The sequence below is a fragment of the Pseudomonas sp. ArH3a genome (genome assembly GCF_022648765.1).
In the GTDB taxonomy this organism is placed as follows: Bacteria; Pseudomonadota; Gammaproteobacteria; order Pseudomonadales; family Pseudomonadaceae; genus Aquipseudomonas.
In genome coordinates this window covers 572881-593267 of record NZ_CP080330.1, presented here as the reverse complement: position 1 = coordinate 593267, position 20387 = coordinate 572881, and the positions used below count along the sequence as shown (strand labels likewise).

Here is a 20387-nt window from a genome sequence, read left to right as displayed (position 1 = left end):
TTGTATACAACCCATACCACCGGTCGGTTTTCGATTGTCAGCGCCTCGATACAACCTCAGGATCGCGCCGTCATCCTCTTGAGGTCTCCCTATGAAGTTCTCCTCGATTCTCTTGTTGTCCCTTGGCCTGGTCAGTGGCGCAGCCATGGCCGGTGGCACCACCGAAGCCGGTGTGGGCGGCGCATTGGGCGGGGTTCTAGGTTCGGTTGTCGGCCAGCAGATAGGCGGTAACACCGGTTCGGCCATCGGCGCAGCCTTGGGCGGCGCGGGCGGTAGTGCGGTCGGCGCCGACAAGCGCAGCCGTGGCGAAGCCGCTATCGGCGGCGCACTGGGCGCGGCAGGCGGCAACGTGGTAGGCCGCAGCATGGGCGGCAACACCGGCAGCCTGATCGGCGCAGCCGCCGGCGGTGGCGCAGGTGGTGCGCTGGGCAACTACATGGGCAACAAGAGCGATGACGACGACCGCCGTTATCGTGGGCGGGATAACCGTCGTTATGACCGCGATGATCATCGTGGCCGTGGTCATGCCTATGGGCATCGCAAGAACAAGCATCACTACCGTAATCATCGGTAAGCCAACGGTCTAAAGCACAAGGCAAATCCCTGTGGGAGCCGGGCTTGCCCGCGATGGCGTACTGTCAGGAAACACATTTGAACCTGACACATCGCTATCGCTGGCAAGCCAGCTCCCACAGTTGATCTTCGCTGATCAAAATGGCGAGTCACACCACCAACCGCTGCAACGCCTCGCGCAACGCCCCCGGAATCGTCACCGGCTGGTTCGTCGCCCGATCCACAAACACATGCACAAAGCGCCCAGCCGCGCAGGCGTCCTCTTCGCCTGACTTGAACACCGCCAACTCATACTGCACCGAGCTGTTACCCAACTTGCCGACCCGCAGGCCAATTTCCAGGCGGTCGGGAAACGCGATCGAGGCGAAATAATCACACGCCGAACTCACCACAAATCCCACCACTTCACCGTCATGAATATCCAACCCGCCCTCTTCAATCAGGTAGGTATTCACCGCCGTGTCGAAAAAGCTGTAGTAAGTAACGTTATTCACATGGCCGTACACATCGTTGTCGTGCCAACGCGTAATGATCGGCTGGAAGTGACGGTAGTCGGCGCGCAAAGGCATTGAGTCAGGCATGGACAAGTCTCGTGAAAGTGGGCTTACAGATCATTCAAATGGGCTTCGGCCCACTCGCGCACTTCGGCGTAGGGATAGTCCTCCAGCGCCGCAAAACCCGGAATCCCCCGCGCTTTGAGCTTGGTAAACAACGGCACGCTGATACCACCGAGGAAGCGCGCCAGTCGCTCCGCGCCAGGCAAACTCCCGGTGTGCTCATGATGCCTGTGGATAAAATCACCGCACAGCCCCATGAAGTTTTTATCCACAAGCGGCGGCAGGCTTGGCGGCGCCGGCAAATGCGCAACGTGGCCGTGGCACACCGAACAATGCCCGCACCGCAGCGGCGCGTTTTCATCGCCAAAGTACTGAGCCAAACGCTGCCCCAGGCAATGCTCGGTAGCGAACAGGTCAAGCATGGCGTGTATCCGCGCCACTTCCGTCACCTCGTGTTGCTTGAAGCCTGTGTATAACTCCTCGCTCAATACCTGCGGATCGAAATCGGTATTCAGTAAGCTGTAGACCTCGGTCATTTGCTTGCTTTCCAGCTCGATCAGGCCCTGTTCCTGGAAGTAATCCAGCGCCTTCACCACACGGCTGCGTTCAGCATTGTGCTGTTGATAAAGCGCGTCGAAATCCACGGTCGCCCAGGTCCTGGCGCGGCTGCACACCTGAACAATCGCCGCGACAAACTGCTGCCGCTCACCGGAAAAACGCGCCAGCAAGGCCTCGGGCTCAATCAGGTATTTGAAGCGGTATTCGGCATAAAACGCGTAGCGCGGCGCGATCACGCCCTTAAGCTCCAACTGCACCAACAGGGTCTTGAGCGGCAGTTCGCGGATGTTGCTGTGGTCCGACAGCGACCTCAGTAAGAACTCCCACTGCCCCTCGCCCCGCGCCGCCTGCAACTCCTCCAGCACACGACGAATGCCCTGCTGCTCCGGCGTGTCGCCGTACACAAAGTTTTCCAGCACGTTGAGGCTGTCACGGTTGGCCAATACCAGGCACTCGGACGGCTGCCCATCACGCCCTGCACGGCCGATTTCCTGGCTGTAGTTCTCGATGGATTTGGGCAAATCGAAGTGCACCACATTGCGGATATCACTTTTATCGATCCCCATGCCGAACGCGATGGTGGCAACGATGCAATTGGAGCGCCCGCCCATAAAGCGCTGCTGGATGCCCTCGCGCTTATCGTGGGGCAAACCCGCGTGATAGGCCTCGGCCTGAATACCGTTGCGGTTCAGGTGATCGGCTATCTGCTCGGCGGTTTTCTGCAAGGTGACGTAAACAATGCTCGGCTGATTGGCGCGTTCGCTCATCCATTCGACCAAGCGCCGACGCTTGTCGTGACCGCTCACCGGCTCCACCAGCAAGTTGAGGTTGGGCCGGTAGAAGCCCGTGGTGATGACATCGTCCGGCGCAATGGCGAACTTCGCCTGCATGTCGGCAATCACCTTGGGCGTGGCCGTAGCCGTCAGCAGCAAAGCTTGTGGGATATTGAACTGGCGCTGGTAGTCCGGCAGCTTCAAATAGTCCGGGCGGAAGTTGTGGCCCCACTCCGAAATACAGTGCGCCTCGTCCACCACCAGCAGCGAAATCTGCACGCTTTGCAGAAAATTACGGAAGCGCTCGTTCTTCAAGCGCTCCACGGAAATCATCAGGATTTTCAGCTCGCCGGAACGCGCACGTGCCATTACGTCATTGGCGTCTTCGCGGCTCTGCGCCGAGTCGATACTGCCCGCGCAAATGCCGTGGCGCTGCAGGAAACCCAGCTGGTCCTGCATCAACGCCAACAGCGGCGACACCACCAGCGTCAGGTGCGGCAGCAATACCGCCGACAGTTGATAGCAAAGAGACTTGCCCGAACCGGTGGGGAAAATCGCCGCCGCAGAGCGACCGGCCAGCACCGCGCTGACCGCTGCTTCCTGGCCCAAACGAAACTGTGGATAACCAAAGACCTGTTGGAGGGTGTTGTGCATAAGCTGTCACTCCATTGACCGCTGAACGAGTCAAAAACATAGTCCAGCGATCAGGAAAAGGTCGGGAATAAACGCTACAAACTGATACAGAGAAAACCAGCAAGCCTGCGCAAAAACGCAGACAGTAGCACGCCTGATCGCAAGCCCCGACAAGGAGTCGTGAATGCCCAACACACTCCTGTTTTCCCTGCAACGTGCCGCCTTGCCCGCATTGCCCTTGCTGCTGATGGGCTGTGCAACACCACCCAAACCACCATCCGAACAATTAGCCGCACATGCCTTTGAAACCCCCGAATACTTTGCCTCAAACGCCCTGCCCACCGTTAAGGCATCCACTCTCTACGCTCGCGGTGGCAACGGCCAGGGCGTGAAAGTGGCATTGATCGACTCGGGCCTCAACAGCACGTTGCCGCAGTTCCAAGGGCGCCTGGCCAGCATGGGTTACGACTTTGTAAGCCAACAGCCCGACGTCGTTGACATCAAGGGGCACGGCACGCAAATGGCCGGCATTCTTGCCGCCAACAAGAACGATCAAGGCATGCATGGGATCGCCTTCAACGCTCAGTTGATCCCTATGCGTTTCGGCGACGACAAGGAGCCGCTGTGACCTGCTGGAAGCAGCGCAGCACGTAAAGCTGCAACCGGCGGTCGATAAGCAACCACAACCAAGCCAGCCACTGAGCTAAAACCTGTAGGCGCTGGCGTGCCCTGCTCACTCATTTGATGGTTGCTGCCCAAAAAATCACTGGTAAATCGCAAATACCGGAAAAGGCCGTGAGAAACCGTCACACATCACGTAGTCCCCTTCCCAAACTACTTAAAACACCTGCTCCCCCCCTACATAACTCACCTGCGCATGACTGAAACTAGCGCCCTCTCAACTGTCCCGGCAGAAACAGCGTGAACTTTTATTTAGAGTTAGCCTTGATCGTCACTCTGCAACTGCTGACCTTTTGGCTGATAAAAAACTACAAGTATCGGATAGGCCTTGGGCTCACCTTGCTAGTCAGTGGGCTAGTACTGATATTCGCACCGATGCCCACGCCGACTTTTTCTGCACACGAGCCTATAAACAGTACCATCGCCTATATCATCCTCTTCACTGGCATTGGCTTTATGCTGGAACGAAACAAACACCGACGCGTAACGTCGCCCGGCCCAACCCACCCACTCCTGCGTGCCACCACCATGAACCTGGCCCCCAACTTCCCCGAAGACCCCGTCATGCAGCAGCTCCTGCAATTGCTGCACGAAGAAATCGGCCTACCGAAACACAAGACTCTTCGCCTCGAAACCTCGATCAACCTCGACCTCGGCTGCGACGGCGCCGAGGCTCAGCAATTGATGGAAGCGATGGAGCAAGCGTTTGCCCTCGACCTGGGCGACTACGACGCTTATCGTTACTTCAAACCACCGGCGTTCGATGTGTTCCTCAAGCGTCGGGCCAAAGGCCGTGGCGACAAGGTGCCGCTGACCATCGGCATGCTCTACCTGGCCATCAAGACCCATAGCTGGGACACGCAGACCCTGGAAAACCTCAGCTGACCCCAAGCCCGCTCCCACATTGGATATGCGCTAACCTGGCGAATTGCCTACCTATCAAGGACCGTACATGGACGTAATCATGGGCCTGCTGGCCGCCCTGCTCTGGGGCGGCACGGATTTCCTCGTGGGCCTCAACGCCCGGGCCGTCGGCGTTAAACGCGCCGTGTACTTCGGCCAAGCCCTCGGTTTTTTGATCATGACCCTGCTGCTGGTCATCTTCCCGGCCTACCTGTTCAAATCCCTGAATGCCCCGTTGAGCGTCTGGCTCCTGGGCCTCACGGCTGCGCTGCTCACCGTCTCCGGCGCCCTTGCGCTGTCCAAGGCCTTCGCCCTGGGCAAAGCCGCCATCGTCGCGCCGCTGGTGACGTCCTACGGCGTTGTCACCACACTGCTGTCCTGGGCCAGCGGTGAACACATCAGCCTGATCCAACTCGGCTGCATCGGCCTGTGCGTCGTCGGCGTAATCCTCTCCAGCATCCACAAAGACAACGGCGTCCCTCACAACAACCCGCGCCTGTCCATCGCCTACGCCCTGCTCGCCGCCTTGCTGTACGGCACCAGCTTCTGGCTGCAAGGCCGCTACACGTTGCCCGCACTGGGGCCGATCACCATGTTGTGGCTGGGTTACCTGGTGGGCCTGTGCGTACTGGTGGTGATGGTGCTGAAGATCAAGGACGGCCTGAAGATTCCGCCGCTGAAAAACTGCGCGACGTTGACCGGTGCGAGCTTGATGAACCTGGGTGGTTTCTCGGCGTTTTCGTGGGGCGTGATGGCGGGGTCGGTTTCGGTGGTGACGGTGATCAGTACGTTGTCGGGTGGGATTGCGGCGATTCTGGGGTTTGTGTTTTTCAAGGAGCGGTTGTCAGCGGTTCAGGTGCTGGGGGTGGTGTTAGTGCTGGTCGGTGCAGTGGTTTTGCACATCGCCGACTAACCCTTCGCGCACAAAAAAGCCGCCCACAAGAGGCGGCTTTTTCACAACAACCGAACCTTACAACTTAGGCCCAGCCGCCTTGATCGCGTCGCTCACTTCAAACTTCTTGAAGTTCTCGACGAACAGAGCCGCCAGCGCTTTCGCCGCTTCGTCGTAAGCAGCCTTGTCGGCCCAGGTGTTACGTGGGTTCAACAGGCCAGTCTCAACGCCCGGTACGGCCAATGGCACGTCGAGGTTGATGGTGTCGAGGTGTTCGGTTTGCGCACCGATCAACGCGCCGCTCTGGATCGCTGCGATGACGCCGCGAGTGGTCGGGATGTTGAAGCGTTTGCCGACGCCGTAGCCGCCGCCGGTCCAGCCGGTGTTGACCAGGTAGACCTTGGAGCCGAAGCCGCGCACGCGCTTGATCAGCAGTTCTGCGTATTCACCGGCCGGGCGAGGGAAGAATGGCGCGCCGAAGCAGGTGGAGAAGGTCGACTTGATGCCGCTGCCCGAACCCATTTCAGTCGAGCCCACCAGCGCGGTGTAGCCGGACAGGAAGTGGTAGGCCGCTTGTTCTTCGCTGAGGATCGACACGGGCGGCAGTACGCCGGTCAGGTCGCAGGTCAGGAAGATCACAGCGTTTGGCTCGCCGCCGAGGTTTTGCTCGGAGCGCTTGGCAACGTGCTCCAGCGGGTAGGCGGCACGGCTGTTCTGGGTCAGGCTGACATTGGTGTAGTCGGCGTGTTTGGCATCGTCGATTACCACGTTTTCGAGCACGGTGCCGTGCTTGATGGCTTTCCAGATAACCGGCTCGTTCTTCTCGGAGAGGTCGATGCACTTGGCATAGCAACCGCCTTCGATGTTGAACACCACGCCTTCGCCCCAGCCGTGTTCGTCGTCACCGATCAGGTAACGGCTTTCGTCGGCGGACAGGGTAGTTTTACCGGTGCCCGACAGGCCGAAGAACAGGGTCACGTCGCCTGCTTCGCCGATGTTGGCGGCGCAGTGCATTGGCAGCACGTCAGCGGCCGGCAGCAGGAAGTTCTGCACCGAGAACATGGCTTTTTTCATTTCACCGGCGTAGCGCATGCCGGCGATCAGGACTTTTTTCTGTGCGAAGTTGAGGATCACGCAACCGTCGGAGTTAGTGCCGTCACGCTCTGGCACGCACTCGAAGTTGGCCACGTTAAGCACTTGCCACTCGTCACGGCCGGCGGGGTTGTACTGGGCCGGGTTGATGAACAGGCAACGACCGAACAGATTCTGCCAGGCAGTCTGGGTGGTCATTTTCACGGCCAGGTAGTGGTCTTGCGCAGCCCCTACGTGAACGTGGGAAACGAAATGCTCTTGCGCGTTATTGAATGCTTCTACGCGGTTCCACAGGGCATCGAACTTGTCGGCCGGGAACTTGCGGTTGATCGGGCCCCAGGCGATTGCGTCCTGGGTAGAAGGCTCTTCAACGATGAAACGATCGACCGGAGAACGGCCGGTACGGTGACCGGTTTCTACGACCAGCGCGCCAGTATCGGCAAGCACGCCTTCACCGCGCTGCAGGGCTTCTTTGACCAGATCGTCAACACTCAGATCGGTGTATACGGCGTTATTGGCTTGCGTCATGAGGTTCCCCGTCGGCCTATGGCCGAGTGCTCCAAACGTTTTGTAGTAGAAAGTTGCGCACTACTACCGCGAAAAAAGTGGGCCGGATTATGCCAGAAAAGCCCAAAAAGAGTAGGGCCCTCCCGTCAGAACTGCGCTAATCCGGCGTTTGTCAGGTGATTTACCTGTGCTTAAACGTTTTAGTGGCGGGTATCGGAAGGGGTGTCAATGCCTGCACCGGCGAATAATTGGGCGACATCGGCGGCATCGAACAGGTAACGCTGGTTGCAGAACTGGCAGTCGATCTCAATATTGCCGCCGTGCTCCACCACCAGATTTTGTGCATCTTCCAGGCCCAGGCTGACCAAGGCATTCGCCGAACGCTCGCGCGAGCAACTGCAACGGAAGCGCAGGCCCTGTGCGTCGAACAGGCGCACGGCCTCCTCGTGGTACAGGCGATGCAGGATGGTTTCGTTGTCCAGGCCCAGCAGCTCTTCGGCGGTCAGGGTGCCGGCCAGGGCGGTCAGTTTGCGCCAGCTGTCGGTGCGCTCGTCGTCATCCTTGATGCGGTCGGCCGGCAGTTGTTGCAGCAGCAGGCCACGGGCGCGCTTGCCGTCGGCATTGAGCCAGAACTTGGTGCCGACTTGCTGGGACATCACGAAATAGTTGGTGAAGCAGTCCGACAGGGTTTCGCCGTCGAGGTCGACGATGCCCTGGTAACGCTGGCCTTCCGTCGGGTCGACGGTGATCGCCAGCACGCCGTTGGCCATCAGGTCGCCAAGGGTCGCGTCCGGCGCGATCAAGTCGGCGTCGTAACGGGCCAGGCCACGGATTTCGCGCTCGCTGGAGCACTCGATCATCAGCATCGGCACCGGGCCTTCGGAACGCGCCTGCAAAATCAGCAAACCGTCGAACTTCATGGTGCCCACCAGCAACGACGCCGCCGCCATCAGTTCACCGAGCAGCTGCGCGACCGGCTCCGGATAGGGATGCTTGGCGAGGACTTCGGCATAGCTGCGCTCCAGCGAGACCAGTTCGCCGCGGGCGTCGTTCTCGTCGAAGATGAAGCGTTGGGTGAAGTCGGTATCCGGTAGATCAGTCATAGGTCTGGGTATCTGAATTGATGACAAAATGATTACAAGGTTTATAAAATTAAACGCTTTAGCACCATATTGGTGCGGCTTTCTCCTGGAAACGGAGAGCTAAATAGAGCGAAGAGGGACAGTTTATGAACAATCCGGGTTTGTTCCAAGCCAAGTGGAACCTCCGGCGATGGGCTCTATGCAATCTACTCGCTATCGGGCTGCTGTGTTTTTGGCTGTGGCCCACTGGCCAGATGCTGTGTGTGATTTTCGACGAATGGCTGTTTCACCTGCTCAATGACCCACTGGCGAGCAATTCGACCTGGCTGCATGTGTGGGCAGTGGCCAGCTTGCGGCCGTTTGATGCCGTGGTCGGAGTGATTTTACTGGCGCTGCTGATTCGCGGTGATTGGGTGTTCAAGGCGGTTCAGGTACGCCAGGCGTTCTTTGGTTTCCTTGGCATTCTTCTGCTGTTGCTGTTTATCCGCATGCTGTTCTCCAAGCTTGCCGCGCAAATGGGCTGGCAACACAGCAGCCCGTCGATGATGATCAGTGGCGCGACTCACATGAGCGACTATTTCCCAGGGCTGGAGAAAACCTGGGAGCTGAAGGACCGTTCGGGTCAGAGTTTCCCTGGCGATCATGCGTCGGTACTGTTGATCTGGGGCATGTTCATGACGGTATTTGCCAAGCGCATCGGCCAAGTGCTGGTGATCTGGGGCCTGGCGCTGCTGTTCATGATGCCGCGACTGGTGGCGGGTGCGCATTGGGGGCAGGACGATTACATCGGCGGCGTGTTGCTGGCGTTGTTGGCGCTGGGGTGGGGTTACTACACGCCGTTTGCGGCGAAGGTGTCGGGCGCATTGTTGCGGGTGACGGCACCGTTGTTTGGGTTGCTGGGCAAGTTGCCGATAATCGGGCGATTGAGCGTCATGCGCACTGCCGCGTAACACCGCCTATTCATGTGGGAGCTGGGTTGCCGGCCCCCACAGTTGATCTCCTTGTTTGCTGCAGATTTGCACGATCAATCATCATTGCCACTGCCGCGAAATTTGAACAAATCGCGACGCTGCTTCTTGCTCGGTTTGCCATCGGTGGTCATGCCGGTAGCCCCCGCCTTACGCATGGCCGCCGCGTTTTCGCGCTTGGCGATGCTGGCTTCGGTTTCGGTGTACAGCGCCTGCGCTTGGGGTGCACCGCGACGCACAACGGACAGGGCCTGCACCACGACGGTCTTTTCATCAAACCCCACACGAATCTGCAGCTCATCACCGACGCGCGGTTCCTTGCCCGGCTTGCAGCGCTCCCCACGATGGTGCACTTTACCGCTCTCAATGGCGGCCTTGGCCAGGGCACGGGTTTTAAAGAAACGCGCGGCCCACAGCCACTTGTCCAAACGGACTTTTTCTTCCTCTTCCTGCTTTTGAGCCACTTGAATTCCTCGCTCTGAAAAATGTCGCAACTTTAACGTTGAAGACCTTCGACGCAGAAACCCCAACGCTCACCTAAGATACGCCAGGCACCACCCTGTTTTCGCGAGGATACGCTGTGACCGACTTCCCTGCCTCACTCACCTCGCCCGACCAGCGTTGCGTGGGTTGCCAGCAAAGCGAACCCCTGGGTTTCGATTTTGCGTTCGCCTATCAGCCTATCGTAGACCTTAGGGATCATTCGATCTTCGCCCACGAAGCCTTAGTGCGAGGCATCAATGGCGAAGGGGCGTTATCGGTGCTGGAGCAGGTCAACGAAAGCAACCGCTACCGCTTTGACCAGCGTTGCCGTACCAAGGCGATTGCCGGCGCCGCTGCCTTGGGGATGCAAACCCATCTTTCGATCAACTTTATGCCCAATGCCGTGTACCGGCCGGAGCTGTGCATTCGCAGCACCTTGGAGGCGGCCCGTGCGCATAATTTTCCGCTGAACCAGCTGATTTTTGAAACGCTGGAAAGCGAGCACGTAGATAACTATCGCCATTTGACCAATATTCTGCGTGAATACCGCGAATTCGGCTTCAAGACCGCCATCGACGATTTCGGCGCGGGCTATTCGGGGCTGAATCTGCTGGCCGATTTCCAACCTGACCTGATCAAACTCGACATGGCGCTGATTCGCGATGTCGACCAGGATCGTGTCCGCCAGGTAATCGTCCAGGGGATTGTCACAATCTGTGAGCAGTTGGGCGTTACTGTCATTGCCGAAGGCATCGAAAGTGCCGGCGAGCGTGACTTCCTGTCCGACTGCGGAATATTTCTGATGCAAGGCTACTGGTTCGCCAAGCCTGCATTCAAAGCCTTGGCCGAGGTTCCACCTCACGCCTGGGCGAACTGATCGGTTACCCATATTGAAGACATTTGACCATTTGACCGTTGTGGGTCTGCGTGAGTGGGTGGCACTTCCCGACTTGGGAGTGGCGGGCCTGCGCGCAAAGATCGACACCGGTGCCAGCACCTCGAGCCTGCACGCCACCGATATCGAGCCATTTGAGCGCGACGGTGAGAAGTGGGTGCGCTTTACCGCGCACCTGGGCAGCGTGGTGCAACTGCGTCACCGGCGCTGCGAGGCGCCGGTGGTGACGATGAAGACCATCAAGAGCTCCAACGGCCATGCGCAGGTGCGCTACGTGATCAGCACCACCCTGGCGCTGGGTGATCGGGTATGGCGGGTGGAATTCACCCTCGCCTGCCGCAAGGCCATGCGTTATCGCCTGTTGCTGGGCTCCAAGGCGCTGATTGACGGCCATTTGGTGGTCAGTCCCGGCGTCAAGTACGTTCAAGACAAGCCGGTGTTCCCGGTCTCTACTATTTCTGCCCCAGGTGCTGCATGAAGATTGCTGTGCTGTCGCGAAACCCGCGTCTGTATTCCACCCGCCGGCTGGTCGAGGCCGGCACCGAACGTGGCCACGAAATGGTGGTGATCGACACGTTGCGTGCCTACATGAACATTGCCAGCCACAAGCCGCAGATCCACTACCGGGGCAAGCCGCTGGAAGGCTTCGATGCGGTGATCCCGCGTATCGGTGCCTCGGTGACGTTTTATGGCTGCGCGGTGTTGCGCCAGTTTGAAATGATGGGCGTATTCCCCCTCAATGAATCGGTGGCCATTGCGCGCTCGCGGGACAAGCTGCGTTCGCTGCAGCTGCTGTCGCGGCGCGGTATCGGCCTGCCGGTGACCGGCTTTGCGCACTCCCCCGATGACATCCCCGACCTGATCGACATGGTCAACGGCGCGCCGCTGGTGATCAAGGTGCTGGAAGGCACCCAGGGCATTGGCGTGGTGCTGTGCGAAACCGCAACTGCGGCAGAGTCAGTGATCGAGGCGTTCATGGGCCTCAAGCAGAACATCATGGTGCAGGAATACATCAAGGAAGCCGGCGGTGCGGATATCCGCTGCTTTGTGGTGGGCGACAAGGTGATTGCGGCAATGAAGCGCCAGGCCAAGCCGGGGGAATTCCGTTCCAACCTGCACCGTGGCGGCAGTGCCAGCCTGATCAAGATCACCCCGGAGGAACGCATGACTGCGCTGCGGGCGGCCAAGGTGATGGGGCTGGCGGTAGCAGGCGTGGATATCCTGCGGTCAAACCATGGGCCGTTGGTGATGGAAGTGAACTCATCGCCGGGTCTGGAAGGGATTGAGACCACCACCGGGAAGGATGTGGCGGGGATCATCATTCAGCATCTGGAGAAGAATGGTGGGCCGAATATGACACGGACCAAGGGTAAGGGCTGAATCAGCTCATTTATCAAACACCACAAAACAGTGTGGGAGCTGGCTTGCCTGCGATAGCGGTGGGTCAGCAACCTATACGTTGACTGATACACCGCTATCGCCGGCAAGCCAGCTCCCACATTTGATTTCTGTTGCTTGTTAAACCGCGTCTCGCGGCAGCATCAGGCCAAGCGGCAACCGCACGCGCGCTTCCAGGCCGCCCTCCTCGCGGTTGCGCAGCTCAACATTGCCGCCATGCATCGAGGCAATCCGCCGCACAATCGCCAGGCCCAGGCCCGTGCCCTTGCCACCACGGGCACGGTCGCCACGGGTGAACGGGTTGAAAATACCTTCCAGCTCCGCCGGGTCGATACCCGCGCCACGGTCCATCACACTCAACACCACATAAGGCGCAGCACTGTCGCCGGACACATACGCTGCCACTTCCACATCGGAACCGGCATGGTGCAAGGCATTGCCGATCAGGTTGTTCAGCAGGCGCTTCATCGACACACGACGCAACGCAAACGGCTGGATCGGCTCCAGGCGCATGCGCACCTGTTCGCCGTTCTGGTTGTAGGGCGCTACCACTTCGCGCACTAGGTCCGTCAGGTCAACTTCTTCAACCACTTCATCGCGGCCATCGCGGATAAACGCCAGGAACTGGTCGAGAATCGCATCCATGTCCTCGATGTCACGCACCATGTCATCCGTGAGGTCGGTATGCTCGCCCATCAACTCCAGGGATAACCGCAACCGCGTCAACGGCGTGCGCAAGTCATGGGACACGCCCGCCAGCATCAGCTCGCGTTCGCGACCGGCCTGTTCGACGTCTTCCGCCATCTGATTGAAGGCGCCGTACACCTCAGTCATCTCACTGGGCGTGTCGCTGACCGGCAGGCGAACGCTGCGCCCCTGCCCTAATTGGCGGGCGGCAAATACCAGGCGTTTGAGCGGTTGGTTGAGCTGGCGCACGAAAATCCACGCGGACGCCGTTGAGAGCAAGCCTATCGCCAGGAACCAACCCAGCACGTTCCAGATCTTCTGCCCCCGCAACGGGTGCGGGTAAAGCGGCACCTTGATCCAGGCGTCCCCCAGGCTCGGCGCCCTCACCCATAGCGCTGGCGAAACATGCATGCGCAATCGCACCTCGGTATCGTCCCCCAGCTCAGCCTGCATCTGGCGCTGATAAATCTCGCTGTAAGGCCAATGCTGCTCGCCTTCAGGCACACCGGCGCCGTCGACCCGGATAAGCGTCGAGGCCTTGGCTACCTTTTCGCGGTTTTCGGGGTCGACGGCCCAATAGGCACGAAGCGTCAGGGCAACGCCGTGGCTGTACTGCCGATCCACCAGCACATCTTCGTTCATCAATAGATAAACCAGCGTCAGTGCCTTGGAAAACAGAACGACGATCAGCACCAACCAAAGGGTGCGGGAGAAGAAACTTTGCGGGAACCACAACGGGGTTTTCATAGGAGACTGCCAGACAGCTTGCAGAAACGAGCGGCGCTCGCAGAAATGCAGACGCCGGGCTGCCCGTCGACCCTCATGGAGTCAAACGCCGGGCTGCCCGCGCCTGCAAATCATCGATTACTTGGTTGCAGTGCCATCCGGCACAAACACATAACCCACGCCCCATACCGTCTGGATATAACGCGGCTTGGACGGGTCCGGCTCGATCATCCGGCGCAGACGGGAAATCTGCACGTCGATGGAGCGCTCCAGGGCGTCCCATTCCCGACCACGGGCCAGGTTCATCAGCTTGTCGCGCGTCAGCGGCTGACGAGCGTTCATCACCAGGGCCTTGAGCACGGCGAATTCGCCGGTGGTCAGCATGTGTACTTCTTCGCCACGCTTGAGCTCACGGGTCGCCAGCGACAGTTCGTAGTCGCCAAAGGTGACGCTTTCGTCTTCGCTGCCTGGCGCGCCCGGAACCGGTGCTGCCTGGCGGCGCAATACGGCTTTGACCCGGGCCATCAGCTCGTCCGGGTTGAACGGCTTGGCCAGGTAGTCATCCGCGCCCAGCTCGAGACCCTTGATGCGGCTCAGCTCATCACCCTTGGCAGTGAGCATGATGATTGGAATCTGGTTGTTCGCACCGCGCAGACGTTTGCAGGCGGTGAGGCCATCTTCGCCGGGCAGCATCAGGTCGAGCACGACCAGATTGAACACTTCACGCCCCAATAGGCGGTCCATTTGCTCGGTGTTCGGCACCGCGCGGGCACGGTAGCCCTTGGAGTTGAAGAAACGCTCCAGCAGGCTGCTCAGCCCCGGATCGTCGTCAACGATGAGAATTTTTTCGCCTTCAGCAGTTTGTGCAGTGCTGCTCATTAGATGCTCCTCTTATCTCGGCGCGCATTATGGCGTAGCTGCCGTTATACGCACCGTGTGCATTGTTAGCAGATTTTTCCTTCACTGCCAGTGAAGCCGTGCCCTGTAACCTCAGGCACAGTACCCCTCAAGGGCAGAACGCTGGTTATAATGCGCCGCCTTTGTAGGGGCTAATGTCAGACTTTACTGCTTACTGCCTCGCCAGTTTTTTCAGTGCCGGGCAGCAATTTTCCGATTTCGAGGGTCATAAGCGCGCCTCTTGACCCAGGCAGCGGCGCCAGTCGGGCCGCTCAACCAGCCTCGCAACGCCTTGTTTTCCGGGCCTGCGAGCTGCTTTCAGAATTTCAGGTGGTTTTATGGACAGCATCAACAGCCGCATCGCCGAGGAACTCGGTGTACGCCCACAACAGGTCGAAGCGGCCGTCGCTCTACTGGATGAAGGCTCCACGGTGCCTTTCATCGCCCGTTACCGTAAAGAAGTCACCGGCAGCCTCGATGATATCCAGTTGCGGCATCTGGAAGAGCGCCTGCGCTACCTGCGAGAACTCGACGAACGGCGCATCAGCATCCTCGCCAGCATCGAGGAACAGGGCAAGCTGACTCCGCAACTGGAACGCGACATCAAGCTCGCCGACACCAAGACCCGCCTCGAAGACCTCTACCTGCCGTACAAACAGAAGCGCCGCACCAAGGGCCAGATCGCCCTGGAAGCCGGCCTCGGCGACTTGGCTGACGGCTTGTTCAACGACCCGTCGCTGACCCCGGAAGCCGAAGCTGCACGCTTCATCGACGCCGAAAAAGGCGTCGCCGACGTCAAGGCGGCCCTCGAAGGCGCCAAGTACATCCTGATGGAGCGCTTCGCCGAAAACGCCGGCCTGCTGGAAAAATTGCGCACTTACTTGAAGCAGGAAGCCATCCTCAGCGCCCGCGTCATCGCCGGCAAAGAGGAAGAAGGCGCCAAGTTCCGCGACTATTTCGAACACGACGAACCGCTCAAAAGCATGCCGTCCCACCGTGCGCTGGCGATTTTCCGCGGCCGCAACGAAGGTATTCTCAGCTCCGCGCTGAAAGTCGGCGACGAGCTGCCAGGCACCATGCACCCCTGCGAAGGCATGATCGGGCAACAATTCGGCATCCAGAATCAGAACCGTCCTGCGGACAAGTGGCTCGGTGAAGTCGTGCGCTGGACCTGGAAGGTCAAGCTCTACACCCACCTGGAAACCGACCTGCTCGGCGAGCTGCGCGACGGCGCCGAAACCGAGGCGATCAACGTATTCGCCCACAACCTGCACGACCTGCTGCTGGCCGCCCCGGCCGGCCCACGCGCAACCCTGGGCCTCGACCCGGGCCTGCGTACCGGCTGCAAGGTGGCGGTGGTCGACTCCACCGGCAAGCTGCTGGACCACGCCACTGTGTATCCGCATGTGCCGCACAACAAGTGGGACCAGACCCTGGCCATCCTCGCCGCCCTGTGCGCCAAGCACTCGGTGGACCTGATCGCCATCGGCAACGGCACCGCCAGCCGTGAAACCGACAAGCTGGCCGCCGAGCTGATCAAAAAATACCCAGCCATGAAGATGACCAAAGTCATGGTCTCCGAGGCGGGCGCTTCGGTGTACTCGGCGTCGGAACTGGCCTCCAAGGAATTTCCGGACCTCGACGTGTCGATCCGTGGTGCCGTCTCCATCGCCCGTCGCCTGCAGGACCCGCTGGCCGAACTGGTGAAGATCGACCCTAAATCCATCGGCGTAGGCCAGTACCAGCACGACGTGTCGCAGCTGAAACTGGCGCGCGGCCTGGACGCGGTGGTGGAAGACTGCGTGAACAAGGTCGGCGTGGATGTGAACACGGCCTCGGTTGCGCTACTGGCCCGTATCTCCGGCCTCAATACCACCCTGGCGCAGAACATCGTCACTCATCGCGACGAAAACGGCGCGTTCAAAACCCGCGCGGCTCTGAAAAAAGTCGCACGCCTGGGTGAAAAAACCTTCGAACAGGCTGCCGGTTTCCTACGCGTGATGAACGGCGATAACCCGCTGGATGCCTCGGCAGTTCACCCGGAAGCCTACCCGCTGGTGCAACGCATTGCCGCCGAGACCGACCGCGACATCCGCTCGCTGATCGGCGACGCCGCGTTCCTCAAGCGCCTGGACCCGAAGAAGTACACCGACGAAACCTTCGGTGTGCCGACCATCACCGACATTCTGCAAGAGCTGGAAAAACCTGGCCGTGACCCGCGTCCCGAGTTCAAGACCGCCGAGTTCCAGGACGGCGTCGAAGACCTCAAGGACCTGCAACTGGGCATGATCCTCGAAGGCGTGGTCACCAACGTGACCAACTTCGGTGCTTTCGTGGATATCGGCGTGCATCAGGACGGTTTGGTGCATATCTCTGCGCTTTCGGAGAAGTTCATCAAAGACCCTCGCGAAGCGGTGAAAGCCGGTGATGTGGTCAAGGTCAAGGTCATGGAAGTCGATATCCCACGCAAACGCGTCGGCCTTTCGATGCGCATGAGCGACACGCCCGGCGAGAAAATCGACGGTGCCCGTGGCGCACGCCCAGGTTCCGCGCCGCGTCAGTCGCAAAACAACGCACCGCGTAAGGAAGCCGCCACCGCAGCGCCGAGCAACAACGCCATGGCGTCGCTGTTCGCCAATGCCAAGCAGTTGAAGAAGCGCTGATGGAAATTCCAGCCGGCTTGACCCAGAGCGCGTTCAGCGAGCTGATCGGCTGCCGCCTGCAACGCCTGGATGAAGGCGTTGCCGAGGTGGCCCTGACCCTGGAGCCGCAGCTGCGCAACCGCGCGGGCAAGCTCCATGGCGGGGCGATTTTCAGCCTGGTGGACATCACCATGGGGTTGGCGTGTTCCAGCGCCCATGGTTTCGACCAGCAGAGCGCGACCATCGAGTGCAAAATCAACTATATCCGTGCCGTAGAAGACGGTGACGTGCTGTGCACCAGCCGCGTGATTCACGCCGGTCGACGCACGCTGGTGGTCGAAGCCGATGTGCATCAAGGCGAAAGACTTATCGCAAAAGCACAAGGTACCTTCGCTGTCCTCTAGCTCCCCGCCCTCGATTTGAGTTAATTTCGGCGCTGTAACAACAGCGTCGGAATTTTCTTGCTGCGCTATAGCCCAATTCATGGAGTGAAGTAGGCTTTTTTCAAAGCGGGTCAAATCGACTCAAAACCAGGCGATAACGCCAGTTTCAACTTCACCCTTGTAGACCGTCCTGCCCACCCCCATATTGGGGCGACTGACGCGTGAAGGAATCCAACTTGAGCGAACTTCTCAACCGCCGCCTGGCTTTGCTCGGCAAGCGCGAACACCTCTCCCTGCTAGAGCAGTGCTTGCACGGCATCGAGCGCGAATGCCTACGCGTCACAGGTGAAGGTCGCCTGGCGCAAACGCCGCACCCCGAAGCCCTGGGCGCCGCGTTGACCCACGAGCAGATCACCACTGACTACTCGGAATCGCTGCTGGAGTTCATCACCCCAGCCCTGCCCAACCCGGCCGATACCCTGAGCAGCCTGGACAAAATCCATCGCTTTGCCTACAGCAAGCTCGGCAACGAGTACCTGTGGAGCCCTTCGATGCCGTGCCCGTTGCCGGCCGAGGAAGATATTCCGATTGCCTACTACGGCACCTCCAATATCGGACAGCTCAAGTACGTGTACCGCAAGGGCCTGGCCCTGCGTTACGGCAAGACCATGCAGTGCATCGCCGGCATCCACTACAACTTTTCCCTGCCGGAAGCGCTGTGGCCGTTGCTCAAGGAGACGGAAGGCTTCGTGGGCACCGACCGCGACTACCAGTCCACGGCCTATATCGCACTGATCCGTAATTTCCGTCGTTACAGCTGGCTGCTGATGTACCTGTTTGGTGCTTCGCCGGCCCTGGACGCCGGTTTCCTGCGCGGGCGCTCGCACCAGTTGGAAGTGCTGGACGCCGACACGCTCTACCTGCCCTACGCCACCAGCCTGCGCATGAGCGACCTGGGTTACCAGAGCAACGCCCAGGCCGGCCTCACACCGTGCTACAACGATCTGGCCAGCTACACCGACAGCCTGCGCGAAGCGGTGGCAACACCCTACGCGCCCTACGTCGAAGTCGGCACGCATAAGGACGGTGAGTGGGTTCAGCTCAACACCAACATCCTGCAGATCGAAAACGAGTACTACTCCAATATCCGCCCCAAGCGCGTGACCTACACCGGCGAGCGGCCGATCCAGGCGCTGATGGCGCGTGGCATCCAATACATCGAAGTGCGCTGCCTGGACATCAACCCGTTCCTGCCGATGGGCATCGACCTACCGGAGTCGCGTTTCCTCGACGCGTTCCTGCTGTATTGCGCATTGAACGACAGCCCGCTGTTCGCCAATAACGAATGCGGCAATGCCACCTCCAACTTCCTCAGCGTGGTCAAGGAAGGCCGTCGTCCGGGCCTGCAGTTGCAGCGTCAGGACCAGCCTGTGGACATGAAGGAATGGGCCACCGAGCTGCTGGAGCAGATCGCGCCGTTGGCGGCCCTGCTCGATGAGAGCCAGGGCATCACCGAGCACAGCCAGGCGTTGGATGTTCAGTTGGCGAAGGTCAAGGATCCGTCCCTGACGCCATCTGCCCAGGTGTTGGCGGCGATGGCAGAACGTAAAGAGAGTTTTGCGCAGTTCTCCCTGCACCAGAGCGAGGTGCACGCCGAATATTTCCGTAAAGAGCCGTTGCCGGCGCAAGAGCAGGCACGCTTTGAAGAACTGGCGCGCAATTCGCTGGCGCAGCAGGCGGAGTTGGAGCAGAACGAAGTGGGCGACTTTGATGTGTTTGTCGGGTCGTACCAGGCGAGCATCTTGGCGATCAGCAACTAAAAGCATCACGCCGCCCCTGTGGGAGCGGGCTTGCCTGCGATAGCATCAACTCGGTGCATCTGGAATACCGAGTCGTGCGCATCGCAGGCAAGCCCGCTCGCACATTTGGCCGATGCGCCCTCAACATCAGCATTCACTCTTATCCTAATAAGCTAATTCGAAAAGGTTATTTATTTTCGGATTCTTAGATCATTTAGTCTCCTCACACGCCGACCCTCGGCCGCCTGATTGAGGAGCTTCCCCTTGAAACGTTTAACCCCTCTGCGCCTCTTGGCCGCATTGTCCCTGGCCGGTGCCAGCCTGTTTGCCCAGGCGGCGGATGTGACGATCGCTTACCAGACCACCGTGGACCCGGCGAAAGTCGCCCAGGCCGACGGCGCGTATGAAAAAGCCACCAACGCCAAGATCGACTGGCGCAAATTCGACAATGGCGCCGACATCATCGCCGCCATCGCCTCCGGCGACGTGCAAATCGGCTACCTCGGTTCCAGCCCGCTGACCGCTGCCGTTACCCGCAAAGTTCCAGTGGAAACGTTCCTCGTGGCCACCCAAATCGGCGGCGCCGAAGCTTTGGTGGCGCGCAACGGTTCAGGGATCAACAGCCCGCAGGACCTGATCGGCAAAAAGATCGCCGTGCCGTTCGTGTCCACCGGCCACTACAGCCTGTTGGCCGCGTTGAAGCACTGGAACATCGACCCCGCGAAAGTCACCATCCTCAACCTCGCGCCGCCGGCAATCATCGCCGCGTGGAAACGCGGTGACATCGACGCCACCTACGTGTGGGACCCAGCCTTGGGCGTGGCCAAGGAAAACGGCAAGGTGCTGATCACCTCCGGCGAACTGGCCAAGTTCGGCGCGCCGACCTTCGATGCGTGGATCGTGCGTAAGGATTTCGCCGAGAAGCACCCGGAAATCGTCACGGCCTTCGCCAAGGTCACTCTGGATGCCTACGCCGCGTACCGCAAAGACCCACAAGCCTGGCTCGCCGATAAAGGCAACGTCGACAAGCTGGTGAAGCTCTCCGGCGCCAAGGCCAGTGACATCCCACTGCTGCTGCAAGGCAACGTCTACCCGCTGGCTGCTGACCAAGTGACCTTGCTGGGCGCACCGACCACCAAGGCTGTGACCGACACCGCCGTGTTCCTCAAGGAACAAGGCAAGGTCGACGCCGTGCTGCCGGACTACGCCCCGTACGTCAGCGCCAAGTTCATCAACAACTGATTCAGGAGTTCATTGC

Annotated in this window: 18 protein-coding genes and 1 pseudogene; 12 read left to right on the top strand and 7 right to left on the bottom strand. The window is 59.7% G+C overall.

Translation table 11 applies throughout. From position 1 onward, the window contains the following. Positions 1–91 precede the first annotated feature (91 nt). The gene (locus tag K0P33_RS02620) at positions 92–574 is read left to right on the top strand and encodes a YMGG-like glycine zipper-containing protein (protein ID WP_094950887.1); all 483 of its coding nucleotides are present in this window, start codon (positions 92–94) and stop codon (positions 572–574) included. 148 nt (positions 575–722) lie between these two features. On the opposite strand, the gene K0P33_RS02615 is transcribed toward K0P33_RS02620, so the two are convergent. Both K0P33_RS02615 and K0P33_RS02610 read right to left on the bottom strand, forming a co-directional pair. Continuing rightward, on the bottom strand, positions 723–1154 hold the full coding sequence (locus tag K0P33_RS02615) for a thioesterase family protein (RefSeq protein WP_094950886.1): 432 nt from the start codon (positions 1152–1154) through the stop codon (positions 723–725). A gap of 23 nt (positions 1155–1177) precedes the next feature. Beyond that, positions 1178–3115, bottom strand: a complete 1938-nt coding sequence (locus K0P33_RS02610; RefSeq protein ID WP_242153918.1) for a RecQ family ATP-dependent DNA helicase — start codon at positions 3113–3115, stop codon at positions 1178–1180. 163 nt (positions 3116–3278) lie between these two features. Between K0P33_RS02610 and K0P33_RS02605 the strand changes: the two are divergent. From K0P33_RS02605 to K0P33_RS02595, 3 genes and pseudogenes are all read left to right on the top strand, one after another. Continuing rightward, positions 3279–3716: pseudogene (locus K0P33_RS02605) on the top strand (S8 family serine peptidase); the annotation flags it as partial. A 587-nt stretch (positions 3717–4303) separates the two neighbouring features. Continuing rightward, a complete protein-coding gene (locus tag K0P33_RS02600; protein WP_094950907.1) occupies positions 4304–4660 on the top strand; it encodes a DUF1493 family protein in 357 nt (118 codons plus the stop codon). Positions 4661–4727: 67 nt separating this feature from the next. Next, positions 4728–5591 carry an EamA family transporter gene (locus K0P33_RS02595; RefSeq protein WP_242153914.1) on the top strand — a complete coding sequence of 288 codons (864 nt, stop codon included), beginning with the start codon at positions 4728–4730 and terminating at the stop codon, positions 5589–5591. A gap of 57 nt (positions 5592–5648) precedes the next feature. Here the strand turns inward: K0P33_RS02595 and K0P33_RS02590 are convergent, their stop codons facing one another. Next, positions 5649–7190, bottom strand: coding sequence for a phosphoenolpyruvate carboxykinase (locus tag K0P33_RS02590; protein ID WP_242153912.1), 1542 nt, complete (start codon positions 7188–7190; stop codon positions 5649–5651). A 179-nt stretch (positions 7191–7369) separates the two neighbouring features. After that, positions 7370–8272, bottom strand: coding sequence for an Hsp33 family molecular chaperone HslO (gene hslO / locus K0P33_RS02585; protein ID WP_094950882.1), 903 nt, complete (start codon positions 8270–8272; stop codon positions 7370–7372). A gap of 125 nt (positions 8273–8397) precedes the next feature. Here hslO and K0P33_RS02580 point away from each other — a divergent pair, with 125 nt between their 5' ends. Then, positions 8398–9201 (top strand): phosphatase PAP2 family protein, encoded by an 804-nt coding sequence (locus tag K0P33_RS02580; protein ID WP_242153910.1) that lies wholly within the window; start codon positions 8398–8400, stop codon positions 9199–9201. 74 nt (positions 9202–9275) lie between these two features. Here the strand turns inward: K0P33_RS02580 and K0P33_RS02575 are convergent, their stop codons facing one another. Then, on the bottom strand, positions 9276–9683 hold the full coding sequence (locus tag K0P33_RS02575; RefSeq protein WP_094950880.1) for a S4 domain-containing protein: 408 nt from the start codon (positions 9681–9683) through the stop codon (positions 9276–9278). 116 nt (positions 9684–9799) lie between these two features. Here K0P33_RS02575 and K0P33_RS02570 point away from each other — a divergent pair, with 116 nt between their 5' ends. From K0P33_RS02570 to rimK, 3 genes are read left to right on the top strand one after another with little or no spacing between them, the layout of a single operon-like run. Further along, on the top strand, positions 9800–10579 hold the full coding sequence (locus K0P33_RS02570; protein WP_094950879.1) for an EAL domain-containing protein: 780 nt from the start codon (positions 9800–9802) through the stop codon (positions 10577–10579). Between the two features lie 13 nt (positions 10580–10592). Further along, entirely contained in the window at positions 10593–11075 is a 483-nt protein-coding gene (locus tag K0P33_RS02565) for an ATP-dependent zinc protease (RefSeq protein WP_094950878.1), read from the top strand. Continuing rightward, the gene (gene rimK, locus K0P33_RS02560) at positions 11072–11977 is read left to right on the top strand and encodes a 30S ribosomal protein S6--L-glutamate ligase (protein WP_025855543.1); all 906 of its coding nucleotides are present in this window, start codon (positions 11072–11074) and stop codon (positions 11975–11977) included. The genes K0P33_RS02565 and rimK overlap by 4 nt, the downstream gene beginning before the upstream one ends. A gap of 138 nt (positions 11978–12115) precedes the next feature. Here rimK and K0P33_RS02555 read toward each other — a convergent pair whose 3' ends face one another. Further along, complete coding sequence (locus K0P33_RS02555; protein ID WP_094950877.1) at positions 12116–13429, bottom strand: ATP-binding protein; 1314 nt, start codon at positions 13427–13429, stop codon at positions 12116–12118. A 117-nt stretch (positions 13430–13546) separates the two neighbouring features. Beyond that, complete coding sequence (gene ompR, locus K0P33_RS02550) at positions 13547–14287, bottom strand: two-component system response regulator OmpR (RefSeq protein ID WP_053255745.1); 741 nt, start codon at positions 14285–14287, stop codon at positions 13547–13549. 356 nt (positions 14288–14643) lie between these two features. On the opposite strand from ompR, the gene K0P33_RS02545 reads away from it, so the two are divergent. From K0P33_RS02545 to tauA, 4 genes are all read left to right on the top strand, one after another. Then, a complete protein-coding gene (locus tag K0P33_RS02545; protein WP_242153908.1) occupies positions 14644–16968 on the top strand; it encodes a Tex family protein in 2325 nt (774 codons plus the stop codon). After that, positions 16968–17351, top strand: coding sequence for a PaaI family thioesterase (locus tag K0P33_RS02540; RefSeq protein WP_094950875.1), 384 nt, complete (start codon positions 16968–16970; stop codon positions 17349–17351). Before K0P33_RS02545 ends, K0P33_RS02540 begins: the two co-directional genes overlap by 1 nt. 215 nt (positions 17352–17566) lie before the next feature. Continuing rightward, positions 17567–19150, top strand: a complete 1584-nt coding sequence (gene gshA, locus K0P33_RS02535; protein WP_094950874.1) for a glutamate--cysteine ligase — start codon at positions 17567–17569, stop codon at positions 19148–19150. A gap of 243 nt (positions 19151–19393) precedes the next feature. Continuing rightward, positions 19394–20371, top strand: a complete 978-nt coding sequence (gene tauA, locus K0P33_RS02530; protein ID WP_094950873.1) for a taurine ABC transporter substrate-binding protein — start codon at positions 19394–19396, stop codon at positions 20369–20371. Positions 20372–20387: the final 16 nt, after the last annotated feature.